At 38.5% G+C, this 21,842-nt stretch carries 22 protein-coding genes and 3 pseudogenes; 13 read left to right on the top strand and 12 right to left on the bottom strand.

Annotated elements, in window-relative coordinates:
• Positions 1-183: 183 nt before the first annotated feature.
• A complete protein-coding gene (locus F6K06_RS09470; RefSeq protein WP_240038821.1) occupies positions 184-483 on the bottom strand; it encodes a hypothetical protein in 300 nt (99 codons plus the stop codon).
• Positions 484-707: 224 nt separating this feature from the next.
• On the opposite strand from F6K06_RS09470, the gene F6K06_RS09465 reads away from it, so the two are divergent.
• Both F6K06_RS09465 and F6K06_RS09460 read left to right on the top strand, forming a co-directional pair.
• Entirely contained in the window at positions 708-2,303 is a 1,596-nt protein-coding gene (locus F6K06_RS09465) for an AAA-like domain-containing protein (RefSeq protein ID WP_240038822.1), read from the top strand.
• 119 nt (positions 2,304-2,422) lie between these two features.
• The gene (locus tag F6K06_RS09460) at positions 2,423-5,689 is read left to right on the top strand and encodes an AAA-like domain-containing protein (RefSeq protein WP_287243519.1); all 3,267 of its coding nucleotides are present in this window, start codon (positions 2,423-2,425) and stop codon (positions 5,687-5,689) included.
• Between the two features lie 67 nt (positions 5,690-5,756).
• Here the strand turns inward: F6K06_RS09460 and F6K06_RS09455 are convergent, their stop codons facing one another.
• The 5 genes and pseudogenes from F6K06_RS09455 to F6K06_RS09440 all read right to left on the bottom strand — a co-directional run bounded on the left by F6K06_RS09455 (position 5,757) and on the right by F6K06_RS09440 (position 7,780).
• Positions 5,757-6,044: a DUF4351 domain-containing protein gene (locus tag F6K06_RS09455; protein WP_124143840.1), complete on the bottom strand. Its 288-nt coding sequence runs from the start codon at positions 6,042-6,044 to the stop codon at positions 5,757-5,759.
• A gap of 98 nt (positions 6,045-6,142) precedes the next feature.
• A pseudogene (locus F6K06_RS33865) lies at positions 6,143-6,322 on the bottom strand (DUF4351 domain-containing protein); the annotation flags it as partial.
• 152 nt (positions 6,323-6,474) lie between these two features.
• Positions 6,475-6,627 (bottom strand): hypothetical protein, encoded by a 153-nt coding sequence (locus F6K06_RS09450; RefSeq protein WP_205127270.1) that lies wholly within the window; start codon positions 6,625-6,627, stop codon positions 6,475-6,477.
• Positions 6,628-6,867: 240 nt separating this feature from the next.
• On the bottom strand, positions 6,868-7,308 hold the full coding sequence (locus F6K06_RS09445; RefSeq protein WP_124143841.1) for an NUDIX hydrolase: 441 nt from the start codon (positions 7,306-7,308) through the stop codon (positions 6,868-6,870).
• Entirely contained in the window at positions 7,295-7,780 is a 486-nt protein-coding gene (locus tag F6K06_RS09440; RefSeq protein ID WP_124143842.1) for a DNA-binding protein, read from the bottom strand. The genes F6K06_RS09445 and F6K06_RS09440 overlap by 14 nt, the downstream gene beginning before the upstream one ends.
• Positions 7,781-8,792: 1,012 nt before the next feature.
• Here F6K06_RS09440 and folD point away from each other — a divergent pair.
• From folD to F6K06_RS09425, 3 genes are all read left to right on the top strand, one after another.
• The gene (gene folD, locus F6K06_RS09435; RefSeq protein WP_124143843.1) at positions 8,793-9,656 is read left to right on the top strand and encodes a bifunctional methylenetetrahydrofolate dehydrogenase/methenyltetrahydrofolate cyclohydrolase FolD; all 864 of its coding nucleotides are present in this window, start codon (positions 8,793-8,795) and stop codon (positions 9,654-9,656) included.
• Positions 9,657-10,423: 767 nt separating this feature from the next.
• The gene (gene crtE / locus F6K06_RS09430; RefSeq protein ID WP_240038834.1) at positions 10,424-11,365 is read left to right on the top strand and encodes a geranylgeranyl diphosphate synthase CrtE; all 942 of its coding nucleotides are present in this window, start codon (positions 10,424-10,426) and stop codon (positions 11,363-11,365) included.
• Positions 11,366-11,374: 9 nt separating this feature from the next.
• On the top strand, positions 11,375-11,830 hold the full coding sequence (locus F6K06_RS09425) for a divergent PAP2 family protein (protein ID WP_124143844.1): 456 nt from the start codon (positions 11,375-11,377) through the stop codon (positions 11,828-11,830).
• On the opposite strand, the gene F6K06_RS09420 is transcribed toward F6K06_RS09425, so the two are convergent.
• The 3 genes from F6K06_RS09420 to F6K06_RS09410 form a co-directional block, all read right to left on the bottom strand.
• Positions 11,820-12,443, bottom strand: a complete 624-nt coding sequence (locus tag F6K06_RS09420) for a hypothetical protein (protein ID WP_192901065.1) — start codon at positions 12,441-12,443, stop codon at positions 11,820-11,822. The two genes, F6K06_RS09425 and F6K06_RS09420, sit on opposite strands and share 11 nt — an antisense overlap.
• 293 nt (positions 12,444-12,736) lie before the next feature.
• A complete protein-coding gene (locus tag F6K06_RS09415) occupies positions 12,737-13,078 on the bottom strand; it encodes an MgPME-cyclase complex family protein (RefSeq protein ID WP_124143846.1) in 342 nt (113 codons plus the stop codon).
• A gap of 195 nt (positions 13,079-13,273) precedes the next feature.
• Entirely contained in the window at positions 13,274-13,996 is a 723-nt protein-coding gene (locus tag F6K06_RS09410) for a pyridoxine 5'-phosphate synthase (protein ID WP_124143847.1), read from the bottom strand.
• 716 nt (positions 13,997-14,712) lie between these two features.
• Between F6K06_RS09410 and F6K06_RS09405 the strand changes: the two genes are divergently transcribed.
• The 3 genes from F6K06_RS09405 to ureC all read left to right on the top strand — a co-directional run bounded on the left by F6K06_RS09405 (position 14,713) and on the right by ureC (position 17,380).
• Positions 14,713-15,039 (top strand): lysozyme, encoded by a 327-nt coding sequence (locus F6K06_RS09405; protein ID WP_205127271.1) that lies wholly within the window; start codon positions 14,713-14,715, stop codon positions 15,037-15,039.
• 35 nt (positions 15,040-15,074) lie between these two features.
• Positions 15,075-15,365, top strand: coding sequence for a hypothetical protein (locus F6K06_RS09400; protein WP_205127272.1), 291 nt, complete (start codon positions 15,075-15,077; stop codon positions 15,363-15,365).
• Positions 15,366-15,670: 305 nt separating this feature from the next.
• Entirely contained in the window at positions 15,671-17,380 is a 1,710-nt protein-coding gene (gene ureC / locus F6K06_RS09395; RefSeq protein WP_124143848.1) for an urease subunit alpha, read from the top strand.
• Between the two features lie 76 nt (positions 17,381-17,456).
• Here ureC and F6K06_RS09390 read toward each other — a convergent pair whose 3' ends face one another.
• The gene (locus tag F6K06_RS09390) at positions 17,457-17,585 is read right to left on the bottom strand and encodes a hypothetical protein (RefSeq protein WP_282433592.1); all 129 of its coding nucleotides are present in this window, start codon (positions 17,583-17,585) and stop codon (positions 17,457-17,459) included.
• 197 nt (positions 17,586-17,782) lie between these two features.
• On the opposite strand from F6K06_RS09390, the gene F6K06_RS09385 reads away from it, so the two are divergent.
• The 4 genes and pseudogenes from F6K06_RS09385 to F6K06_RS09370 all read left to right on the top strand — a co-directional run bounded on the left by F6K06_RS09385 (position 17,783) and on the right by F6K06_RS09370 (position 20,430).
• On the top strand, positions 17,783-17,986 hold the full coding sequence (locus F6K06_RS09385) for a hypothetical protein (protein ID WP_287308832.1): 204 nt from the start codon (positions 17,783-17,785) through the stop codon (positions 17,984-17,986).
• Between the two features lie 2 nt (positions 17,987-17,988).
• Positions 17,989-18,879: pseudogene (locus tag F6K06_RS09380) on the top strand (transposase).
• 69 nt (positions 18,880-18,948) lie between these two features.
• Positions 18,949-19,122, top strand: coding sequence for a hypothetical protein (locus F6K06_RS09375; RefSeq protein ID WP_287243516.1), 174 nt, complete (start codon positions 18,949-18,951; stop codon positions 19,120-19,122).
• Between the two features lie 396 nt (positions 19,123-19,518).
• Positions 19,519-20,430 carry a spondin domain-containing protein gene (locus tag F6K06_RS09370; RefSeq protein ID WP_124143849.1) on the top strand — a complete coding sequence of 304 codons (912 nt, stop codon included), beginning with the start codon at positions 19,519-19,521 and terminating at the stop codon, positions 20,428-20,430.
• A gap of 70 nt (positions 20,431-20,500) precedes the next feature.
• Here the strand turns inward: F6K06_RS09370 and F6K06_RS09365 are convergent, their stop codons facing one another.
• Positions 20,501-20,731, bottom strand: coding sequence for a hypothetical protein (locus F6K06_RS09365; RefSeq protein ID WP_287243514.1), 231 nt, complete (start codon positions 20,729-20,731; stop codon positions 20,501-20,503).
• Between F6K06_RS09365 and F6K06_RS09360 the strand changes: the two are divergent.
• Positions 20,716-21,072: pseudogene (locus F6K06_RS09360) on the top strand (hypothetical protein); the annotation flags it as partial. The gene F6K06_RS09365 and the pseudogene F6K06_RS09360 overlap by 16 nt on opposite strands.
• A gap of 37 nt (positions 21,073-21,109) precedes the next feature.
• Here the strand turns inward: F6K06_RS09360 and F6K06_RS09355 are convergent.
• On the bottom strand, positions 21,110-21,784 hold the full coding sequence (locus F6K06_RS09355) for a DUF1295 domain-containing protein (protein WP_287243513.1): 675 nt from the start codon (positions 21,782-21,784) through the stop codon (positions 21,110-21,112).
• Positions 21,785-21,842 lie beyond the last annotated feature (58 nt).

Genomic DNA, 21,842 nt, shown 5'->3' with positions numbered 1-21,842 from the left:
CTAAAACTGTATCTCACCAATTTGAGAAACGCTATATACCAATTTAATGTGAAGTTGCACAGAATAAACTTAAGCAAGGCAATGTTTTTATAAGCTCTAGTTATATGCAGCTTCATCAAAATTTGGTATCAGATAATTTTAGTAGAGTAAGAGAATATTTGCCCACTCAATGTTTGCTTTCTTCTAATCTTCGTCTTGGAATTCAGTTGCTATTTTATCGAGTCTTTCATTAGTATCTTTAGTCATTTTTAGTAAACCGATACTGACAATTTGTGAAGCAAGTCCGCCTGCTGTTGTGGCTGTTCCTTCAGAAGTTTTTCCTGATAGTAAAAGTCCCGCACCTGTTACGCTGATAATGGCACTAATTACAGTTAAAGTTAGAGCAATATTAAAGCTTAATTTTGCTTGACGCAGGCGTTCTTTAATTACGAGTTGTTCCATTGTGGTAGGGGTAGGGTTTTGATTATTATTAAATGTAGTCATCTTTGAAATTCCTTTATTACTTTGTTGTCTCCTATATTGACATTTGATAATGAGACTAACAATGGGAAAAGGTAAGGAAATAATTGATGTATAAAATATGGTAAATTTATGCAGTTTCACAAAAATGTATGGAAAAGTATGGAAAAGTATGGATTTATGTGTTTTGGATAGTAAATAAATTTATATGATAGTTTTGGTAAAAAGTCTAGATTTCTAAACTATCCATGAACTTAAAAGTTGAATTTACTTGGGATATAGCAGAAAAACTTGCAGATAAAGCTGTATTTGAAAAGACAGGAAAATACCTCAGTGATGTTGAAAAAATAATTATTAAAGGTGCTTGGGATAATTATACTTACGAGAAAATGGCAAAATCTTGTAATTATGCTCCAAATACTTTGAGTAAGGATTATGGCAAAAAGTTATGGGATAAACTTTCAGAAGCATTAGGAGAGGAGGTGTCTAAGAAAAATTTTAGAGAGGCTTTGAAGCGGAAATGGGATGAACAAGAATTATCAACAATACAAAACAATTTTTCAGTTAATATTCCTATACCGAAAAAAGAAACAGAAGTAGAAAAGACTATTTATATAGAACGACAACCCATTAGCTCTATTAGAGTCGCACCAGAATATCTGGAAAAAGTTAAATCGGCTGTTAAGAGTAATAATTTTCCTAGTCAAAAAAATCTAGCTATTGAGTTAGGTATTGCTCTTTCAACTGTCTCTAATTTCCTTAATTGTAGACCTGTATATTTCTTACATTTTACCGAAATATGTGAGAAATTAGGTCTTGATTGGCAAGCGATAGCTCAAACACCAGAAAGGGAAAGAAAAATAGAAAATGCCATTTATATTGAACGACCACCTATTGAATCTATTTGTTATGAAACTTTATTACAACCAGGTTCTTTAATCAGAATTAAAGCTCCTAAACAAATGGGAAAAACTTTTCTCACTAATAGAATTTTAGAACAAGGGAAAAAACATAACTACCAAGCGGCATCTATTAACTTATTAGATGCTGATACTACTGATTTTCAAGATTTAGATAAATTTTTGCGCTGGTTTTGTCGTGGTTTAGGTCGTGAATTAAATGTGCCAAAAGAAATTTTAAATGAATCTTGGGATGAGGAAGATAGTAGTAAGGTTAATTGTAAGATTTATTTTGAAGAATGCTTATTGCCAAAAGTAACAGAAGCATTGGTTTTATGTATAGATAATATAGACTTGATTTTTCCACATCCAATTGCTGAGGATTTTTTGGGATTATTACGTTCTTGGCATGAGACAGCAAAACGAAAAAATCTCTGGAAAAAGTTACGCTTAGTAGTAGTTCATTCCACAGAAGTTTATATTACTTTAGATATTAATCAATCTCCTTTTAATGTGGGCGAACCTATTGAGTTACCAGAGTTTAATTTGGAGCAAGTAAGGAAACTTACTGAAAATTATCAATTAAATTGGCAGGCTGAAAAAGTGAAGCAGTTAACTGACGTTATGGGAGGGCATCCTTTTTTATTAGACCGGGCTTTGTCTTATTTAGCAATTCGTCAGAATTTAACCTTGTCGGAATTACTAGAAAAAGCACCAACTAATGAGGGAATTTATCGCAGTCATCTGCAAGAATTATTATCAATTTTAGAAACTAATCCCGAACTAAAAGCAGCTTTTCATAAAGTTGTTATGGCAACAGAATGTGTAAATTTAGAGTCCATGTTGACTTATAAATTGTATAGTTTAGGATTAGTAAAATTAGTGGGTAATAATGTTATTCCTAGATGTGAATTATATCGGCAATATTTTTATGAACGCTTATAATGATATAGGACTATCCATTGAGGGCGCGGAAATTAGTAAATCCTGTTCGGAGGATTTCCACAACGAAAACTCAATCATAAATTACTTTTGACTTTTGACTTCCGTGAAACGGTCTATCCATGAACACAAAACAAAACCAAAATTATCAATATCAAGTAGGAGGAAGTTTACCTGCTGATGCACCTAGTTATGTGAAACGAGAAGCAGATGAAAATCTTTATCATGCCCTCAAATTAGGAGCATTTTGTTATGTGTTGAACTGCCGACAAATGGGAAAGTCAAGTTTAATGTTACGTACTAAGGCCAGATTAGAAAAAGAAGGGTTTGCCTGTGCTGTAATTGACTTAACTGATGTGGGTAGTCAAGAAATTAATGTCAAGCAATGGTATCGGGGTATTATTCAAGAGTTGGTTAGCACTTTTGACTTGAGTATTAATCGGCGAACGTGGTTAAAAGAAAGAGAAGATTTATCCCCTGTACAACAATTTAGAGATTTTTTAAGAGAAGTTTTGCTGCGAGAAGTTGGGAAAAATACTGTCATTTTTGTTGATGAGATAGACAGTTTAATTAGTCTAGATTTTCCCACCGATGATTTTTTTGCTCTGATTCGAGCTTGCCATAATAAACGGGCAGAAAATCCAGAATATCAACGATTATCTTTTGCTTTATTTGGGGTGGCAACTCCTTCTAATTTAATAGCTGATAAAACTCGGACTCCTTTTAATATTGGTAGGGCGATAGAGTTAACAGGTTTTAGTTTCGCAGAAGCCAAAGATTTCCTAACTCCTGGCTTAAAAAATAGGGTAGAAAATGCAGAACAGGTATTAGCTGAAGTTTTAGAATGGACTGGTGGGCAACCTTTTTTAACTCAAAAGTTGTGTCAAATAATTGTTCAAAATAATAATAGTAGTACTCCCGATGTGGGAGAGTTAGTTCGGACTTATATTATTAATAATTGGGAATCTCACGATAACCCAGAACACTTACGGACAATTCGCGATCGCGTCTTGGTAAATGAAAAACGAGCAAGTCGGTTGTTGGGTTTGTATCAGCAGGTTTTAATCTCGTCTTATAAGGGAATAAGAGCAAATGACAGTTCTGAACAAATGGAACTCCGCCTCACAGGTTTGGTTGTCAAATGTCAAGGCAAGTTACAGGTCACTAATTATATCTATCAACAAGTATTTAATCTTCAGTGGGTAGAACAGGAGTTAGCCAAGTTACGACCTTACTCTGAGGCGTTTACTGCTTGGCAAAAGTCGGGATGTCAAGATGAGTCGCGACTGTTGGGAGGTAAAACTTTAGCTGATGCTTTAGTGTGGGCGGGGGATAAAAGTTTGAGTGTTCTCGACTATCGCTTTTTGGCTGCTTCTCAGGATTTGGAGAAACAGGCTATTGAAGGAGAAAAGTTGGAAATGCAGGTAAAGTTGGATGCTCAGTCGAAGGTAAATCAGATACTAGATGAGGCAAAGCGGAAAGTAGAAAAGTGGCTGTGGATAAGTTTTGGACTATTGGCACTATCCTTTATGACAGCAGCTTTTACTGGAGTGATTTTTTTGCGAGCAAGTCTCGAGGTTGCGGAAGTGGAAGCAGTGCGTAAAAGTATTACTTCTCAATTATTTTTTAATTCAAATCAGTATAGGGAAGCAATCCTGCAAGCTTTAAGAGCAGCAAAACAACTACCGAGTCCTAATATCATATTCCAACCCCAGGCTAATAACAGGAAGCAGATAAAAGGTGCTTTAAGGCAAGTCATAATATCTATCTATCCTCAAAGATACCGAGAGCGTAATCTTCTGAGGGGGCATGAGGATTCGGTCAATGGTGTAGCATTTAGTCCCGATGGAGAGACTATTGCTTCTGCAAGTGATGACTATACAGTGAAGTTGTGGAACCGTCAGGGGAAATTATTGCAGACTCTCACCGGCCATGAGAGTAGGGTCAATGGTGTAGCATTTAGTCCCGATGGAGAGACTATTGCTTCTAGCAGTGGTGACAAAACAGTGAAATTGTGGAACCGTCAAGGGAAATTATTGCAGACTCTCACTGGTCATCAGAGTTGGGTCAATGGTGTAGCATTTAGTCCTGATGGAGAGACTATTGCTTCTGCAAGTCGTGACAATACAGTGAAGTTGTGGAACCGTCAGGGGCAATTATTGCAGACTCTCACTGGTCATCAGAGTTGGGTCAATGGTGTAGCATTTAGTCCTGATGGAGAGACTATTGCTTCTGCAAGTCGTGACTATACAGTAAAATTGTGGAACCGTCAGGGGAAATTATTACATACTCTCAGTGACCATAAAGATTATGTCAATGGTGTAACATTTAGTCCTGATGGAGAGACTATTGCAACTGCAAGTACCGACAAGACAGTGAAATTGTGGAATCGTCAGGGGAAATTATTGCAGACTCTCACTGGTCATAAGCATGTGGTCAATGATATAGAATTTAGTCCTGATGGAGAGACTATAGCAACTGCAAGTCGTGACTATACAGTAAAATTGTGGAACCGTCAAGGGAAATTATTGCAAACTTTCACCAAGCATAAGGATTTCGTCTGGGATGTAGCCTTTAGCCCTGATGGAGAGATTATAGCAACTGTAAGTTATGAATATACAGTGAAATTGTGGAACCGTCAAGGGAAATTATTGCAGACTCTCACTGGTCATGAGAATTCGGTCTATGGTGTAACATTTAGTCCTGATGGAGAGACTATTGCTTCTGCAAGTCGTGACTATACAGTAAAATTGTGGAACCGTCAAGGGAAATTATTGCAGACTCTCACCGGCCATGAGAGTTCGGTCTATGGTGTAGCATTTAGTCCCGATGGAGAGACTATTGCTTCTGCCAGTGGTGACAAAACAGTGAAATTGTGGAACCGTCAGGGGAAATTATTGCAGACTCTCACCGGCCATGAGGATTGGGTCCGTGGTGTAGCATTTAGTCCTGATGGAGAGACTATTGCTTCTGCTGGTTATGATAAAACAGTGAAATTGTGGAATCGTCAGGGGAAATTACTGCATACTCTCATCGGTCATGAGGATTGGGTCAATGATGTAGCATTCAGTCCTGATGGAGAGACTATAGCTACTGCAAGTGCTGACAAAACAGTAAAGTTATGGAACCAGAAAGGACAATTATTGAGGACTCTGGAGGATCATCAGAGTTGGGTCCATGGTGTAGCATTTAGTCCTGATGGAGAGACTATTGCTTCCGCTGGTTATGATAAAACAGTAAAATTGTGGAATGGTTGGAAGTTTAGCTTCCATGAGTGGGCTTGCAACTGGATGCGCGACTACCTAGAAAATAACCCTGATGTGAGTGAAAGCGATAAACATTTATGTGATGGTGTTGGCGACGGGAAGTCAGAAGTCAAAAGTAAGTAAGGACAGGTTTAACTAAAATTCTTGAAAAATTGGTCATTTATTCCTCAAAACCACCCCTACCAGCTTTTTAATTCTGAGATTGACTTAACCAATTCATCAAATCATCCATAGAAGTAAAATTGAACTGAGCATCCACAAGTTCATCCAACTCAGAAATAGATAAACTCCAAATTTTAGCTTCCATTTCTTCAGAAATAATTCCCAAATTACGAGTTAGAAAACGGATAATTATTTTAGCTATTCCCTGCTTTAAACCCCGTTCAAAACCTCTTTGGAAACCCCGCTCAAAACCTCTTTGGAAACCTCGTTCAAAACCTGTCTGGAAAATATCCTGATAAATTACAGATTCTTGCATTTGTTACCCTTCTATTCAAATAAAAAAGGAATTTGAATCAGAACATTAAACTCTCCAGTCATCAAATTCCTCAAAATCCAGATTGACAAAACTACTAATTAATTCTCAGATTCATTTAACCAATTAACCAAATCATCCATAGAAGTAAAATTCAATTGGGCGATCGCTAACTCATTCAACTGAGAAATAGATAAACTCCGAATTTTAGCTTCTATTTCCTCATAAATATCTCCGAATCTGTGAGTTATTAATGTGATAATAATTTCAGCTTCTCCCTGTTGTTTACCTCGGTTTAAACCTGTTTACAAACCACGTTGTTCGCCACGTTGTTCACCAATTTTTTCTCCTTTGTGAAGAATATCCTGATATATTACAGACTCTTTCATTATCTCCTCCCTCAAAAGTTGACGAATTAAATTTTTATCAAACCTTAAACCCCTAGTATTTCCGCAGCAGCAGAAATATTTTTTTGTTGATTTGACTCTTCTATTCTACCAATTCTTTCTGCTACCTGTGACAATAAAGCTGTCGGACTTTCACTACGAGTTAAAGTTGCTAATGGTAATAAAGCATTATCAGCCAAAAAAGGTGCCGACTCCTCCTCCCAAAGTCGAATTACTCGATAAGAATGCCGAGTATTTTGCCTTTAAAATTTATTTTGAAAAGCCAATTCTGAATCAATCTCTTTTAACAAGATAACCACTTGCTCAATATCACACCAATATTTCCCATAAAGCAACGTCCAATATTTGAGCATTCTATAGGGAATTGGTGGATCAGAAAAACTGCTATTAAAGCCATTCATTCTGACTCCTGACTCCTATTATTTAATGCCATATTTATTCATAAAATCTAAGAGAATTTTTTGATGAAATTCACCAAGCGATCGCTCCATTCCAGCATTCTCAGAATAAGCTTTACCTGCCTTAATTTCTGCTGGAGTTAATAACCCCATATCCCAACCTTCTCCCAAAACCAAATCTTTTAATTCCACAGTTAAAGGAGCATGAAATACATGACGAACAACTTTAACATCAGAGTAAACACCAAATTCCGAAACTGTCTCAGGAATATAACTTATTTCTTCTGCTAATTCTCGTTTCAGAGCCACTTCTGCTGTTTCTCCAGGTTCGATATGACCTCCAAAAAAAGCCCAAACACCAGGATAAAAAATAGTCGGAATATTATCCCGGAGTTGCATCAGAAATTTTCCTTCTCGGTAAAGAATAGCGATCGCTACATGAGGTAAATTATTGTTGTTCATTTTCTTCTTGATTTTGATTTTCAACTTCTACTCGTTCTATTTCTTCTACATAGAAATCTCCCACATCCTGGTTACCTAATTCAGGAACCACAATACTTTGATAACTTATTCTCCCTTTAATTGTTATTTCCGTTCCCACCTCTGGTAATTCTGCTTTAGTAAATATCCAAATACTGCCAGTATCATCTGTTAATTCATAAGCACCAGTTTCTAAGAAAGGAGCTTTACTTTCTACAGTTCCTTTCAAATATACTTGGCGATCGATTTTACCCTTTGTTTGAATTTTGCTAATTCGACTCACATTTAGACTTAATTTAATCGCTGTTTCTGTAATTTTTCCGCAACTAATTAAACTTGTTACTAACAGCAGAATTAGAATAGTTTTGAATTTATTAAAAAATGGATTTAAGCAGAAATAACGAATAAACAGAAAGCTAAATGGAAACTTCTGCAATATTCTTAATAAATTCATTCTCAATATATTTTTATCAAAATAATTGGGTCTAAAACCCCGCCTTTTAAGGCGAAATCTTTTTGGAAGGGGGCTCAAATTCCCGTTACAAAAATAACTTCTAACTGCTGACTTCTGACTTCTGACTTCCTTAATGGCTTCCCTGGTTCTCATCAAAACTTTTTTTCCTTATTTCAACTATTGTTTTATAATTATTACTAAAAAAAATAAAATTTATTTCCATCACTTTCATCATACTTAAAATTTAGAGTTATAGCAGAAGAAAGAAGGAAGAAGTAAGAATAAGAAATCTGGCGTTGTCTGAGTTTTCAGCTTTAGTTCTATCCTAACCTTTGCTTTGACTGCTATAATTTTTTTTAATATCGCCGAAAAATTAAGCTTTAAAGCCTCTACCCATCAAAGATAAAAAAGAAAAAAACATCTTTTTTGAAGGAGAAGTAATTTCAGTTATCAGTGATCAGTTATCAGTTAGCCTCCTCCGGAGGAACTGCGCCCTTCAGCAATAAAGAGGCTTGATATAAGGAATAGTCTCTTTTTTTTATCCCTTTAAAAAGAGAGGCGCATACCCACAAATTTTCGGTAATTGTTAATTATTAATTGTTGAATTCTTTCATCCTGACTAAAGAAATAAGGTATCAAACCTGTCCTTTCAAGAAGATAAAAAAAGAAAATTCAGTATTTCAAGCCTCAAGCTTAAACCTGAGATACTGATAACTGTTAAATTTTAACTGAAATTACCCTAGATTCCACTAAAATATTAGTCTTCAAATAAAAATACTTTATAGTTCCATAATACCAATAAAATATTTAACTCTATATTGAATTTTTTAGCGCCCAAAATTCAACAATATTTTTATTTACTTAAAACATCACAAAATCTACTTTTAGATACTAATAACCATACTATTATTTTTATGTTGACAAGAAAATATACTTTAAAAATCAAAAATAAAAATAAAGAAATCTATTCCGATACAGAAATTTAAAAGCAAAGCTCAAACAAGAAATAAAAATGGTAAAAAAATTAGACGGTAAAGCACTGGCCAAAAAAATCAAAGCAGAACTCCAACAAAAAGTTCAGACCTTGCAAAGCAAAATTGGTCGTCCTCCAGGGTTAGCAGTATTAATGGTAGGAGACAACCCCGCCAGTGCAGTATATGTCCGCAACAAAGAAAAAGCCTGTAGTCAAGTAGGGATATCCTCCTTTGGCAAACATTTTCCGGCCCAAACATCTCAAGCTGAATTAACACAAGTTATTCAACAATTAAACCAAAATCCAGAAGTAGACGGTATTCTCGTCCAACTACCTCTACCAGAACACTTAGACTCTACCTCTTTACTCTACCAAACAGACCCCAGTAAAGACGTAGATGGACTTCATCCCATGAATTTAGGTCAACTGCTTCGAGGTGAAAAAGGTTTACGCAGTTGTACTCCTGCGGGAGTGATGCGCTTGTTGCAAGAATACAAAATAGAATTACAGGGAAAACAAGCAGTGATATTAGGACGTAGTATTTTAGTCGGCAAACCAATGGCATTAATGTTATTAGAAGCTAATAGTACAGTAACTATTGCCCATTCTCGGTCTCAGAATTTGGAGGCCATAACCAGAAATGCAGATATTCTGATAGCAGCAGTTGGTAGGCCAGAAATGATTACGGCGGAGATGGTCAAACCAGGAGCAACAGTAATAGATGTAGGAATTAATCGAGTCACAGATGAGGCAGGTAATAGTCGGTTAGTAGGAGATGTTCAATTTGACTCCGTAGCGGAGGTAGCAGAATTTATTACTCCCGTGCCTGGTGGAGTAGGCCCGATGACTGTAGCAATATTATTACAAAATACAGTAGAACGCTGGAGTAGTTTACTCGAGTAGGGGAGTAAGGGAGTGGGGGAGTAGAGGAGTGGGGAGTAGAGGAGTAGAGGAGTAGAGGAGCAGGGGAGTAGTAAACATAAGAATAATATACATTCACTGGCGAATAATCGCTCTTAACGCTATTGAATCCTGCTATTTATAGCATTCACCACTATAGTTAGGACATCGGGTAATTAGGGTTTGCTGAAAAAGTCTTATGGGTGAGGGGAGGAGACAACCCACCCCTCGCCCCTCCCCCGACCGTGGAGGGGAAGACAGGAGACAACCCACCCCTCGCCCCTCCCCCGACCGTGGAGGGGAGAAATGGGAATGAGCGAGGAGGTAGGAGCTAAGTTTTGTCCCTTAATTTTTCTGCCCAACTCTTGCACAAAATGCTAGTTTTTTGAGCTTTCTTGAGCGAAAACAGGCGCACTTTTTTCAAGCAAAAACAGCTAAAACCTTTATATATCAATGCTTTTATCTTTGAACGGTAAGCCCTAATTATCAAACACCAACCAGGCAGTTACTATAGAATTTGTCATATAGTTGGGAGAGTAGGGGAGTGTGGATAGAACTATCAACATATACTGTATAACCGGATTCTGTATAACACCCACCTACTGGAGTGGTACACCTAAAACTTTGCAATAGATTTTTGTTTCTAGGTATCTTTATCCCCCCATCTTCCCATCTCCCCATCTTAGCTGTGTCAGTCTACTACTACCTAAAACCTTCTTCAAATAAATTTTCAGGATTTCCACCAATAAAGTGTATAATCTATGGTGCTAATGCCAAATAGTGGCCATAATATTAATCCCATGCTCCCTCAATTTCAAATAGATACAACTTTTGACTTATCTACCTATCTAGCAAAGCGAAAAGCTCTGGTTGAAAAAGCTCTGGACAATTCTATTACCGTAGTCTATCCAGACAAAATTTATGAGGCAATGCGCTATTCCCTATTAGCAGGTGGTAAGCGGTTACGTCCAATTCTTTGTTTGGCTAGTTGTGAGTTATCAGGCGGAAATATAGAGATGGCAATGCCCACTGCCTGTGCATTAGAAATGATCCATACTATGTCATTGATCCACGATGACTTACCCGCAATGGATAACGACGACTATCGCCGAGGTAAATTAACAAATCATAAAGTTTATGGTGAGGATATTGCTATTCTGGCAGGGGATGGTCTGTTAAGTTACGCTTTTGAGTTTGTAGCTACTCAAACTAAGAACGTCCTACCCCAGCAAGTGCTACAAGTAATAGCTCGTCTCGGAAAAGCTGTGGGAGCAGCAGGGTTAGTCGGAGGCCAAGTAGTAGATTTGGCTTCAGAGGGACTTTCAGAGGTATCTGAAGAAACACTACATTTTATCCACACTCACAAAACAGGTGCTCTTTTAGAAGCTTGCGTAGTCTGTGGAGCAATACTTGCCAATGCTTCCCAAGCTAATCTACAAAGACTTTCCCGTTATGCTCAAAATATTGGTCTAGCTTTTCAAATAGTTGATGATATTCTCGATATTACTGCCACTACAGAAGAGCTAGGGAAAACCGCCAGAAAGGATATAGAAGCTCAAAAAGCTACCTATCCTGCTATTTGGGGATTAGAAGAATCTAGGTGTCAAGCTCAAAGACTAATTGAGAATGCCAAGGCAGAGTTAGAAGTTTTTGGAGAAAAGGCCATGCCATTAATAGCCTTAGCAGATTTTATTGTCAGTCGCAGTAACTAGGAGTACAATATGCAAAATATTGGCGAAATCATGGATAACCATGTTCTATGGGTTGCTCTCCTAGCTTGTGGAATAGCCCAAGTCGTCAAGGTAGTGGTGGAGTTAGTTCAAAATGGTAAGATTAATTTACAGGCTTTAGTCACAGCAGGAGGAATGCCCAGCTCTCATTCTGCATTTGTAGCTGCACTGGCAGTAGGAGTGGGTCAAGCCAAAGGTTGGGGGAGTCCAGAGTTTGCACTGGCTTTAGTTTTTGCCATCATAGTCATGTATGATGCAGCAGGAGTTCGTCAAGCCGCCGGACTACAAGCACGAATTCTCAATCAAATTATCGATGAATTTTTCCAAGAAGACCACCATCTCAGTCAAGACCGTCTCAAAGAGTTATTAGGCCATACTCCCGTACAGGTAATAGCAGGTTTTGTTCTAGGAGTAGCTGTATCTTGGATTGCTAGTTTTAGTTATTGATTGATTTAATTCTAGGACTAATTAATGTTACCCGACTACTATCCACAACAAAAGCTAAAAATCCGCGATCGCTTAAGTTGAACAAACTGTTTGTAGCAGCTCTCCTATTCTTAGTATATGTAACCAATAAGAAAGGTTTTTGTCCATAGGCAACTAAACCTACATTACGCCCTAAACTTCTTTCTAACTGTAGAGCAATTTCTGGTTGATTATTATAATCGACTAAAACTGCAAAACCCGTACCCAGGGGTTGAGGATTAAATCCTATTTCTGGAGGCGCTGGCAATGAAGTATCTGATAGAGTTGTTTCTTCACTAGGTCTCACCACATAAGCAGACAACCCTACAATGTCCTGAATATAACGCGCCCAATCACTAGCCACATCTTTGTCATCAAAACCTCGGATACTACTAACAGTCTGGTCGATGTAGCGACAGACTTCGATGATAATATCTGGCGGTAAACTCCGTCTAACTATATCTTGAGCTGCTGATGTCTCTGTAATTATTACCAGTAAGTATTCGTCATTAGCAGGGGGTTGACAAGTTTCTACACCAAAAGCATAGTTAGCATCAATTGTCAAGGATGACAAAAATAAAAAAGCTGAGGCCATAAAAGTTTTCAAGCCCCCCAAGCAGAATTTATTGAGTTGCATTTGAGTCTGATTCATGGCCAAAAACAAATTAGGGAGTAGGGAATAGTAAAGACGTTGGATGCAATGTCCCTACAGAGGAGGGAATAATTTGATATATTCTCAAGATAGATGAAGATCATTTTTATATAATCCGGTTATATCGTATGTGTTGATCATTCTATAATTACTTCAATATTCAACCTCCCCGACTCCCCGACTCCCCGACTCCCCGACTCCCCGACTCCCCGACTCCCCGACTCCTAACTCTCTCTTCAAGAATCTTTCACAGAAGCATCCTCAACAGAAGCTAAAGGTTCTGGGATAGAATCTGAAGGTGCTTGAAATTCACCTGTAATTACAGATTCCAAACGTAACTTTAACCAAGTAATAAATTTAGGGTTAGTAGAAATAATCGCTGCAGCAGGTTGAGGACATTTAGCCTTAATATTAGCCATTTCTGGAGCTTCTAAAAAAACAGGTTGAGGAACCAACCAAAAATCTATTTCTTTTTCCTTTTCGTGATAATCTCTGGTGCGTTCTCTAAAAACCTCTTCCAGGGGTTCTTCCTCTAGTAAAAATTTTTTACTAGCTAAAACATAATAATAGGTTTGCATTTCAATCAATAAACAAAAATTAGTAATTACCGAATAATTAATAATTAAATAATTAAACAATTCAGCTTACTCTGCCTCCCCTTTCAAGGGGGAAAAAATAAACTTTTTCCTTATTGGTCAATCTTCTGACTTTTAAGGAGAGGTAATTATCCATTATCCATTATCCATTATCCATTATCCATTATCCATTATCCATTAATGAAAACCATTAATGGCTTGTTTCATCTCGCGGACAGCTCGCTCCATACCCACAAGTACCGCCCTAGAAATTATTGTATGACCAATGTTGAGTTCTTCCATACCTTCTAGACAAGCAACTGGATAAACATTCCCATAAGTGAGGCCATGTCCAGCATTAACTCGGAGTCCAGCAGCGATCGCTATTTTGCAGCCATCTGCCAAAATCGTCAATTCTTGATGGCGAGTGGCCTCATCAGTAGCTTCTGCATAACATCCTGTGTGGAGTTCTATAAACTTAGCCTGAATTTCTGCGGAAGCTTCAATCTGGGCTTTTTCTGCATCAATAAACATACTGACAGGAATATTTGCTCCTTGCAACTGAGCTACTACCTCTCTCATACGAGGGATATTACTAGCAACATCCAAACCACCTTCAGTTGTTACTTCTTCGCGACGTTCTGGTACAAGAGTAATATAATCAGGCTTAATATCCAGAGCGATCGCCACCATTTCTGTAGTAGGTGCCATCTCCAAATTCAAATGAGTCCGCACCGTTTGTCGCAGAATATGGACATCTCGTTCATGAATATGGCGACGGTCTTCCCGCAGATGAACAGTAATACCATCAGCACCAGAAAGTTCAGCTAAAATTGCTGCTGCTACTGGATCTGGTTCTACAGTTCGTCGCGCTTGTCTAATTGTGGCAACGTGGTCAATGTTGACACCTAGAGTGGGCAATTTTTGATTCTCCTGATTATGTAAGTCAATTTGCCATATTAGTTTAGTTGGAAATGTTCACTTGAGCAACTGTTTCTCAGGAATCTTGCTGTCCAGGCACTTAAAAATTTTACATAGGTAAGTCAATTCATTACCTCCGGCAATAGGGATGCGAGAAGATACAGATTTTTTTTTCTCTTGGTTGATTGGATATGGCGAGGAAACCTCGCCATCCCACCCTACGGGAAGCTACGCTAACGACCGCTTTTTATCCTTTTCAAAGAGGAGGCTTAAGACCTTATTTTTTTGGTCAAACTAATATATAAATAAAATAATTGTGATGAGGCTTAAATTTTTCTCCCACTTCACACCTATATCTTAGTTTTATATTGATTTATGCCTACTTATTAGAATCCCTGTAAATTTAATTCACAGAGCAGTCAATGATTAGTCTTTAAATCAACTATAGACTAAAAAATGTGATTGCTGTTTGCATATCAGTTAATTTATGGCTAGCTAAATCAATTTAAGCATTGATGAAAATTTAGATTTTTTATGACTATATAAATAAAGATTCAAAAACTGTAAATTGAAAGCTTATATTCTATAGAAACTAATATATTAGTTTGGAATCAATGTATTAGTTATAAACTCAATAATTTGGTACTTAATTAAAATTGCAAACAGCTATAACTAACATAAAATATGACTGTTTAGTTGTAAATTGGAGCTGTAGCATGGAAATATTACAAAATAGTCTAAACTTAGTCAAAAAATGGGAAGGACTTTTTCTGAATGCTGATCTAGACCCAGTAGGAATACCAACCATTGGGTATGGAACCATTCGTTACCCCAATGGAAAAAAAGTTCAGCTAGGAGAAAGAATTACAGAAAGAAATGCAGAATTCTATTTAAAGTATGAATGCGACAAAGCAGCAGAAGTAGTTTTGAGGCTGGTTCAAGTTCCTCTGAATCAAAATCAGTTTGATGCTCTTGTATGCTTCTGTTATAACGTTGGAACTGGTGCTTTTGAAAGTAGTACCATGTTAAGAAAGCTCAACTAAGGAGACTATCAAGGAGCAGCAAATAAATTTCCACGTTGGGTAAATGGAGCAGTAAATGGTACGTTAACGATATTATCTGGGCTGATGGGAGAGATAATTATTATGGTAATATTTTTCAGAGTGGTATAGGTCCAGTAACTGTTCCGTTAGATTATTTAGAACCTGGTACTACAGAAAGAAGTGCAATCGAAATTCATATTGACTGGAATCGCAATTATGGCTCGCCTGGCACTGTGGGTTGTATCGCGACCTACAATATAGATGACTATAAAAGTTTCATTACTTGGCTCAGGGACACAGACCCTCGCGGTCTTTATGTTGACTGAAAATTAGGGACTTGCCCTAAACCTTAGATTAAATAAGCAATCAGCAATCAGCACTCAGCACTCAGCAGTAAATGTTTAGAAGGAGATTTCAACCCTTCCTCAACCTTCCGGTTTATAGAAACCGGGGATTTAAACCCAGAGCTGCTAAAAACGGAAATGCTAATAGCTAATAGCTAGTTAATTTTCCTTTTCTCAATTTTCTGTATTTTCAACAGGCATCATCTACCTACACTGTTAGCGTAGTTATTTCTACGGAGAACAACTAATCTATGAGTGTAGGTTGTTCAATTTAGTAAAGAATAAATATGGCTTATAGAATCAACCGTCGTGCCTATGCTGAAACTTATGGGCCAACAATAGGCGATCGCGTCCGTTTAGCTGACACAGAATTATTCATAGAAGTCGAGCAAGACTATACCACCTACGGCGATGAAGTAAAATTTGGTGGAGGCAAAGTCATCCGTGACGGTATGGGGCAATCTCCCATTGCCAATGCTGACGGCGCAGTGGATCTAGTTATTACCAACGCTCTCATTCTCGACTGGTGGGGTATTGTCAAAGCAGACATCGGCATCAAAGATGGTAAAATCTGCAAAATTGGTAAAGCAGGCAACCCCTACATCCAAGATAATGTAGATATTATCATCGGTCCGGGAACTGAAGCTGTAGCGGGTGAAGGCATGATTTTAACAGCAGGTGGCATTGATGCTCACATTCATTTTATTTGTCCTCAACAAATCGAAACAGCGATCGCTTCTGGTATCACAACTATATTAGGTGGAGGAACAGGTCCTGCCACAGGTACTAATGCGACTACCTGTACTCCCGGTCCTTGGAATATTCACCGAATGTTGCAAGCTGCTGAAGCTTTCCCGGTAAATTTAGGTTTCATGGGCAAAGGTAACAGCAGTCAACCCCAAGCTCTAGTCGAACAAGTATTAGCAGGGGCGATGGGATTAAAATTACATGAAGATTGGGGAACTACCCCGGCGGCGATCGACACCTGCTTAAATGTTGCGGACGAGTACGATGTGCAAGTTGCTATCCACACCGATACTCTCAATGAAGCAGGGTTTGTAGAAACCACCATAAAGGCTTTTAAAAACCGGACAATTCATACTTATCACACTGAAGGTGCGGGAGGCGGTCACGCTCCAGATATTATCAAAGTCTGCGGTCAAGCAAATGTTTTACCTTCTTCTACTAACCCCACTCGTCCTTATACTCTCAATACTTTGGAAGAACATTTGGATATGTTGATGGTGTGTCATCATCTAGACCGAAATATTCCAGAGGATGTGGCTTTTGCAGAGTCTCGCATTCGTCGAGAAACTATTGCTGCTGAGGATATACTGCACGATCTGGGAGCGTTTAGTATGATTGCTTCTGATTCTCAGGCCATGGGACGTGTGGGAGAGGTTATTATTAGAACTTGGCAAACAGCTCACAAAATGAAAATTCAGCGCGGACCTTTGAATGGAGAGTCTGGGGAAAATGATAATTTGCGTGCTAAACGTTATGTGGCAAAATACACGATTAATCCGGCGATCGCTCATGGTATTGCTGAGTATGTGGGTTCGGTGGAAGTGGGAAAGTTGGCAGATTTATGTTTGTGGCGACCTGCTATGTTTGGGGTGAAACCGGAAATTGTGATTAAGGGAGGAGCTATTGCTTATGCTCAGATGGGAGATGCGAATGCAAGTATTCCTACTCCACAACCTGTGGTTATGCAGCCAATGTTTGGTAGTTTTGGGGGAGCGATCGCTGCTACTTCTTTGACTTTTGTTTCTCAAGCTGCTCTGGAAACTGATATTGTGGCTCAACTACAGTTGAAAAAGTCAGCAGTTGCAGTGGTAAATACTCGGCAAATTAGCAAACAAGAGATGAAATTAAATGATGCTTTGCCAGAAATAGAAGTTGACCCGGAAACTTATGAAGTTAGAGCTGATGGGGAGTTGTTGACTTGTGAACCTGCAACAGTTTTACCCATGGCACAGCGATATTTTCTGTTTTAGGAGGTTCGCTCAAAAAGGCTGTTATATCAAATCCGGTTGAATACTTATTATCAGGACTTATATCATGTCCGGATAATTAGTGATAAAAAAACTTTCTCTTTTTCTTCCTCTTCCTCTTCCTTCTTCTTTGTTCCCTCCTAACTCCTGTACGTCGCCAATCCGACAGCTCCCCTACCTGACTCCTGACTCCTGAGGACTCCGTCATTTATTTATAAGTATTCAACCGGACATAATATTACGCAAAGACACTATATATAGCGTATGCTAAATGATCGCGATCGCTTACAAGATTATAGCGATCGCCCAGCTTTGCTGATTCTATTCCTATTCATAAAAACTTAAACGACTATCATTTTAATTGTAGTATATTTTATTTGAGTTCAGATACTAGATATTTAGGCGTTGCTGAAGTGCGTGTATGATATTAATCCTAATTACTTAGGAGTCAACCCACCCGCACGCCCCTCCCAGGAGGGGAAGTCAGTCAGACCGAGTCAGAAGGGAAGAAAGAATAAGAAACCCCCAGTAGAAGGGGCTTTGTTGCACAAAGAGAGCTTAGAGGGTAAAAATAACAGTGCGTGGCACAACAAACCTATATCAACGTAGACATGAGTAAGTCCCAATCTAAGTCTAAGTCTAGGTCCAAGTCTAAGTACCGAGTCAGTAACTGGTCTGAGTATGATGCTTCCTTAAAGCAAAGAGGGAGTCTGACATTTTGGCTCACTGACGAGGTAATAGAGCAGTGGGTCAACCACAAGAAGACCGGACGTAGGGGAGCATCGAAAACCTATAGTGATGTGGCTATTGAATTAATGGTGGCTCTCAGCAGCTTATTTGGATTAGCAGGACGACAGACAGAGGGATTTGTGGAATCTATATTTGACTTGATGGGACTAGATTTACCAGTACCAGACCATAACACTGTATGCCGTAGGGTCAGAAAACTAAATATTGCAATACCAGTACATCTAGGTGTGAATGAGGCGACCGGAGAGATTGTCACAGCAGTTGTCACAACCAATGATGTGAGTGAGACCAAGTATTTTCTGACCTATTAGATGGAGTAGAAGGTGAAATAGCCCAAGTTTCAGGTGATGGGGCTGATGACAAATACAAGTGCTATGAGACAGCTCACCAACGAGGGATAAAAACGACCATTCCACCGCGTAAAAATGCTGTGATTAGGCAGCATGGCAACTGTAAAGCCCTACCTGCTCCCAGAGATGAGAACCTCAGACGAATTCGTAAAATAGGACGCCAGAAATGGAAGCATGAAAGTGGATACCATAGACGCTCTCTATCTGTTTGCGTTTGCGTAGCATCCCGTAGGAAAGCATTCCGTAGGAAAACCACTATGTTTAGGCTCAAAGTTTTATTTTGTGGGAAGTTACGAAGACGATCATTTGATAATCAAGCAGTGGAGTTATTCATTCAATGCGCTAGCCAGCAACCGCATGATACAGAATGGTAAACCCGAAAGTTATCAAGTACACATCTAGAACTGCATCTCCCCAGGGAGTTATCTGCGATCGCAACATTCATGCAACAAAGCCGTCACTAAGCGTAAAGTGGCTGGTGCTTCTCGCTTTTGGCCTGGGTTTCGTCGTTCGGCAACATTGTTGAGCGTCATACAGTCTTGTCGCGCTCAGGGTCGCTCTGTTCTTGATTTATTGAGGCGATCACTTTCTTTGGCAATGCGATCGCGTTCTCACGAATTATCTCTCATTCCTATCTCTGAGTAATTGGGATAATTTTGTCAACCCCTACACCTGAATGCTTACCACTAACCTATCTATTTTTTGGAATTATAATGAGAGGATAAAAAAAATAATACTTTATATAATCTATACATATTAATTTTTTAAAGATGAGTAAAACTCGTTGTAATCACAGAGAAAATATAAAAAACTAGAGTTTTATGAAGATTCAGTAAAGATTTTAAATGTGGGGTTGCTTTTGCTAATGAAACATATGAAACATATTAAGAATTTATTAACAGGGGTGACCTTCTTAAAAGTTTAATTGTATTATAAGCAGCGGAGAACTGAGAAAAACTTTATAAATCTCTCAGAGAATTCTCAGATAGTCTCATTAGACTGATGACGAGATAATTGATTAGATTGTGAATTAATTCTGCCATGACCAACTTATTCAAAAATAGTAAAGCATTATTAACACTTGTAAGCGTTAGTTCTGTTATCACTACAGCATCTGTTGCGCAAGCATTAACCTTAAAAGTAGAAGTAGAAAATCTCGGTCTCGATGGTGGTGTGGCCTTGACCCCTGTTTGGGTGGGATTTCATGACGGTAGCTTTGATAGTTATAACGGGGGACTTCCCTCCGAGAAAGGGTTAGAGAGAATTGCTGAGGATGGCAATACTATGCCCATCTCCATAGACTTTCTCGCCAATAAAACCTATGTTCAAGGTGGTATGAGTGGAGTGTTCGACTCAACTCAAGTGGGAACCCGTGTTGATGGTGCCATTGGTGGTGGTCCTATCACCGCAGAAACTATGGCTATGAGTACATTTGACGTAACCCCCGATGAATCTAATCGATGGTTCTCTTATGTATCGATGGTTCTTCCTTCTAATGATTATTATGTTGCCAATGGTAATCCCTTTGCTTGGGATTTAATGGATTTATTTACAGGAAATCAAAGCCAAATTTCCTTTAACATTGGACTCCCCGGAACCGTTAATGATGCTGGAACAGAAGTCAATAATTTTTCTACTTCTGCCGGTAACGGTTTGTTTCCAGAATTACCTGCCGGACAAGGCGGACAAAATCAGGGGGCTGATGAAAATGGAGTTAATGCCAATGTTGCCGATCCTTATGCTAATTTCCTCAATAGACCAACTAATTTTGATACGGCTTTTGCTGACCTCGATTTCAATGATACAACTCTTTATCCCAATGGGATTGCTAGTATCACCATTAGTGTGGAGTCTCAATCCGTTCCCGAATCATCTACCACTGTGGGCTTAATGGCCATGGTCGGATTATTCGTCTTTGGTGGTTTACGTCGTCGCAATCATCACTTTAACTAATTTTTCTCGACACATAACATATCTTTATGGTATCCACTCAATATGATGGGGTAGGCAATTATGATAGCTGCTAAGACCAACCAAGAGAATTAACAGAAGAGCGATCATAAATAATAGTTGCCAGAGAGGGAATATTCCCTCTCCTCAAAATGCGATCGCGTACATATTCAAAAAAGCTCAATCCCAGTTTACGAGTCGTAGTAACAAGGGACATAAAAGTATCCCAAGCTCTCGTCCCTTCAATCGTCTGAGTTCCATAACTGATATTGCGTCTCCTCACCATAGTCGGCAAAAACGACAATTCCACCGCGAAAAAATGCGGTGATTTGGCAACATGGCAACTGTAAAGGGACTCCCCATCCCAGAGATGAAAACTTGAGGTGCATTCGCATCTGTGGCCGCAAGAAATGGAAGCGTGAAAGTGGCTACCATCGACGTTCCCTATCTGTTTGCGTTTGCGTAGCATCCCGTAGGGAAGCATTCCGTAGGAAAACTACTATGTTTAGGCTCAAAGTGATATTTGGAGGACAATTGCGACGACGAAAATTTGATAGTCAGGCAGTAGAGTTATTCATACAATGTGCCATGCCCAAGCGTATGATTCAAACTGGCAAACCCAAAAGCTACAAAGTTGAGAGCTAGTTAACTTCCACTAAGGGAGTTTCTACGAACGCTACTTTCATGCAACAAAGCCATTTTTTTCTGCAAATTTTTTGGCTTCCGAAGTCAGAGAATTTTTGCTAAATAGTTGAGGGATAATTAATCCAGAATTAGCTTGATATTCTGCAAATTCTGGATAGCGAGATAGAGACTTATCTTTTTTCAGCATATTGGGAATAAATACTCCAGCAAAAAATACTCCTAGAAGTAAATAAGGTAACCAATGTTGAACTAACATTGCAAGAGCAAGATAGATAAATACTTCTCCTAAATAGTTAGTATTTCGGCAGCGAGCAAAGAATCCTTCTGTGATTAATCCTGGTTTATATTTGAGGGTATAATATTTTTGAGCATCGCTAGTGTAGTGGAAGAAAATGCCAAAAATATTTAGAGAAATTGCAGCAGCTACTAATGATATTGGAGGTTCACTTCCACTACTAATTAAAATGTAGGGAGCTATCCAATATAAGCAGACTATTCCAAAAATTATAATACCTTGTAGAAAAGGAACTTCTTGTTCCCATTGCTTATCTGGATAAATACGGTCTTTCAGTAACCATAAAATTCCATAAGTACCATGTAGGGATAGATATACCCACGCAACTAAAGAAAAATTTTGATAGGCTATCATCAGCGTCAATATAAATATAAAAGTTGTCGCTTTAGATAGATTAATTGGATGTTTTACTTTCATAATTAGTGCTATTTGTCTTTTTAAAAAACTGCTTATAGCTTATATAGGAATAGAGAGG

It is taken from the genome of Okeania sp. SIO1H4 (assembly GCF_010672695.1).
GTDB classification, from domain to species: domain Bacteria; phylum Cyanobacteriota; class Cyanobacteriia; order Cyanobacteriales; family Microcoleaceae; genus Okeania; species Okeania hirsuta.
Note: the sequence above shows the minus strand (reverse complement) of the source record. Positions and strands in the feature narration are given on the sequence as shown.

Coding starts and splice junctions, on each gene's coding strand:
- F6K06_RS09460 (WP_287243519.1), top strand. CDS start 2,423: ATGAACACAAAACAAAACCAAAATTATCAATATCAAGTAGGAGGAAGT.
- F6K06_RS09420 (WP_192901065.1), bottom strand. CDS start 12,443: ATGGCCTCAGCTTTTTTATTTTTGTCATCCTTGACAATTGATGCTAAC.
- F6K06_RS09370 (WP_124143849.1), top strand. CDS start 19,519: ATGACCAACTTATTCAAAAATAGTAAAGCATTATTAACACTTGTAAGC.
- F6K06_RS09470 (WP_240038821.1), bottom strand. CDS start 483: ATGACTACATTTAATAATAATCAAAACCCTACCCCTACCACAATGGAA.
- F6K06_RS09440 (WP_124143842.1), bottom strand. CDS start 7,780: ATGAATTTATTAAGAATATTGCAGAAGTTTCCATTTAGCTTTCTGTTT.
- F6K06_RS09425 (WP_124143844.1), top strand. CDS start 11,375: ATGCAAAATATTGGCGAAATCATGGATAACCATGTTCTATGGGTTGCT.
- F6K06_RS09405 (WP_205127271.1), top strand. CDS start 14,713: ATGGAAATATTACAAAATAGTCTAAACTTAGTCAAAAAATGGGAAGGA.
- ureC (WP_124143848.1), top strand. CDS start 15,671: ATGGCTTATAGAATCAACCGTCGTGCCTATGCTGAAACTTATGGGCCA.
- F6K06_RS09355 (WP_287243513.1), bottom strand. CDS start 21,784: ATGAAAGTAAAACATCCAATTAATCTATCTAAAGCGACAACTTTTATA.
- F6K06_RS09465 (WP_240038822.1), top strand. CDS start 708: ATGAACTTAAAAGTTGAATTTACTTGGGATATAGCAGAAAAACTTGCA.
- F6K06_RS09390 (WP_282433592.1), bottom strand. CDS start 17,585: ATGACGGAGTCCTCAGGAGTCAGGAGTCAGGTAGGGGAGCTGTCGGAT.
- folD (WP_124143843.1), top strand. CDS start 8,793: ATGGTAAAAAAATTAGACGGTAAAGCACTGGCCAAAAAAATCAAAGCA.
- F6K06_RS09445 (WP_124143841.1), bottom strand. CDS start 7,308: ATGAACAACAATAATTTACCTCATGTAGCGATCGCTATTCTTTACCGA.
- F6K06_RS09415 (WP_124143846.1), bottom strand. CDS start 13,078: ATGCAAACCTATTATTATGTTTTAGCTAGTAAAAAATTTTTACTAGAG.
- crtE (WP_240038834.1), top strand. CDS start 10,424: ATGCCAAATAGTGGCCATAATATTAATCCCATGCTCCCTCAATTTCAA.
- F6K06_RS09455 (WP_124143840.1), bottom strand. CDS start 6,044: ATGCAAGAATCTGTAATTTATCAGGATATTTTCCAGACAGGTTTTGAA.